Genomic DNA, 2886 nt, shown 5'->3' on the forward strand with positions numbered 1-2886 from the left:
GTTAATGAACCCTAAACATTTAAAAAATTGGTTTACTCATTGCTGCTACTGTACCTCATAACAGCGGGAACCGCTGTAACTAGAATCAAGGACATAGCCCTCCTACCCCTCTGAAAAAATGGTAGTTTAGTGCGCCTGAGTCTCATTAGTTCAGTAACAATGTCTTGACAAAATTCCATGCCAACTACCCAGGATTGACCATATAATCCTATCCAAAAACTACTGTGTCGCCTGATTGAACGTCCCCACTCCGTTAACCTACCCACATATTTTTGAATTCCCATATTCTTGATTTTTTGCCCTTGGAGGAGAGCACAACTATAGGCAAGGGCTATCAATAATATCAAACTGTTTAAACGCTGATTATTAGCGTGGCTCTTCTCTAAATTATAACCACCAGTCTTACAATCTTTAAACATTGCCTCAATGCCACTCCGACATTTACAAGTATCAATCGACTGCTTTAACTCGCCTAAATTACTCAAAAGATACCAACCTCCCTCCTCCTCTTTTCACCGATATTTGCGGATCCAATAAGCAGCAATATCAAAACTTCCAAATCCTTTTTGTTTGGTAACTTTTACATCAGACAAATAAAAGCTTTTCTCTGGCAATAAACCCATCTCAGACAAGTGGAGGTAATCAGAATAGTTTTCTTGTATGTAGCGCCCTTGTTTTACCCTAAGAATAAACTTCACTTTCTTCTGACAGAGCCAGTATGCCAGCTTGACGCTACCAAATTCCCGATCGCCTAAAATGTAATTTTATAATCTGACAGTAACTCTAAAACAGGAGTAATTAAAGCTTGTTGTTCGCAGATATTACTACTTCCTTTCTTATCTGGCAGTAGCCAGTATAAGGGAATACTCCTTTTTTGCAAAACCAGACGAGCGCATAAATACATTTTGCTCTCGCCATTGCGTGCGATATAGCCTTTCTCGGAAAGATGAGGTATAATGTTACTGACCCTCACTCAGGAGGATAAAGCAGAGAATATCAGATCAAACGAACTATAATTACATGGCTCCGTAAAGCCTCGCTTGCGATAGCATACATAATAGCATTTTTTTGACAGCACGATCTGCTTGACTCACAAAAAGTAAATTTGTACTCCTCTTCATACATTGTTAAAAATGAAAGCTTATTCGATTGATTTTAGGCAAAAAATCCTTGATACTTATCATACTGAACCGATTTCACAAAAAGCAATAGCTAAGCGCTTTTCTGTAGCCCGCTCGTTTTGTACAAAAATTGCTTAAACAATATCGTTAAACAAAAAACATTACTCCGAGAACTGACCGATGTGGAGTCAAAGGCAAACTGAATGCAGAGCAACTACTCATATTGGCTCAATTGATTGAAGTAAACAATGATGCAACTCTTGAAGAACTTCGTTATTTACTTTATGAGAAAATTGGATTTTCCGTTAGTAGAGCAACAAGAGCAAGAATGATAAAACTCTTAGATATTACTGTCAAAAAAAACTCTGTTCCCTTCAGGCAAAGGCACCGACCGAGTTCAACTCCTACGGTGTGAGTTCTGGGAAAAAATTAAAGAGATTAGTTTAAAAGACTTAATATTCATTGACGAATCGGGAGTTAATTTGGCAATGGTTAGGTTATATGCCAGAGCTTTAAAAGGTCAAAGAGCCAAGGGGCCAAAACCAACTAAACGTGGCAAAAATGTCTCAATAATTGGAGCGATGTCAGTCAATAAAATTTTGACCTCGGTTAATTTAATAGGCGGAACTGATGCAATTACATTTGAAGCTTTTGTTATCAGGAAACTTGTGCCAAAACTCTGGAAAGGGGCTTGTGTAGTGATGGATAATTGTCCCATTCACTTGGGAGAAGAAGTGAAAAAAGCTATCGAAAAAAAAGGGGCAAGATTAATATACTTATCACCTTACTCACCAGATTTTTCACCAATTGAAAATCTGTGGTCAAAACTTAAAATCATTCTCCGTTCTATCAAGACTACTAATTATCAAGAATTAGCAAAAGCCATAGATTTTGCGTTCGGTCAAGTTACATCGTCAAATATTTTTAACTGGTTTACACACTGCTGTTATTGTACCTCATCTTTCTGAGAAAGGCTATATATCGCCACTTTCAAAGGTTTAGACTTTTTAAACTTTGCTTGTAAGATTTTTTTTACGAGCGGGAACCATAAACTTTCAATGTTCAGGCTATCTAATTTCAAAAATCTTTGCAAGCTGCGTCTTCGGCTCTCAAATTGAATCGGATAAGGCATCAAGGTTGCCAGTAATTCGATACTAACTTGTTTTTGGCTTTGCAACAGATATACCAGGATTTTTAGAGTCAGGTATTCTGTCGATTTGAGTTTTTTTTCGAGATGGCTCTGGTAAAATAGAGGTAACATAATTTCTAGATGGGGCAACTTAAAAATTTACACCCCATCTTTTTTTAGCCTAAGTCACGCAGATCCGCCACAGATGGGGCTTTTGACCTGACGGGGTGACAACGCGGCTGAAACCTTTATGGGCAAAGCGTTAAGGCTCTCAAACCTCCAAAAAGATATCAGCGATTATTCCTGGGCTTATTGACAATTATGATAGTAGCGATCGCCGCCGCTCCTTATCCTCCGTTATCTACCCCCGAAAAAGTCGTGATCGCACACACATATCTTTTTGGAGGCAGATCAACTCAAACCCTTGTCTAATATGTCTTTCAACTTGCTTGTCACCCCGTCAGAACCGATCCTATACAAACAAAGTCCGACAGGGTATTAATTTCCTGTCGGACTTTCTCAAAAACCCGGTTACTTCGCTAATTTTTACGATTTGGATTGATATCATGTCCGGTAGTACAACCATAGTAAAATAGCTAAGTATACCCTTTGTAAAAAGCATCCTATCTAACCAAT

The 2886-nt window shown here is 38.3% G+C and carries 1 pseudogene; it reads left to right on the forward strand.

Going from position 1 to position 2886, the window contains the following annotated elements:
• Positions 1-1133 precede the first annotated feature (1133 nt).
• Positions 1134-2089 (forward strand): annotated as a pseudogene (locus tag QUB33_RS29090) (IS630 family transposase).
• Positions 2090-2886 lie beyond the last annotated feature (797 nt).

Origin of the sequence: Microcoleus sp. B3-A4 (genome assembly GCF_036705385.1) — a bacterium.
In the GTDB taxonomy this organism is placed as follows: domain Bacteria; phylum Cyanobacteriota; class Cyanobacteriia; order Cyanobacteriales; family Microcoleaceae; genus Microcoleus.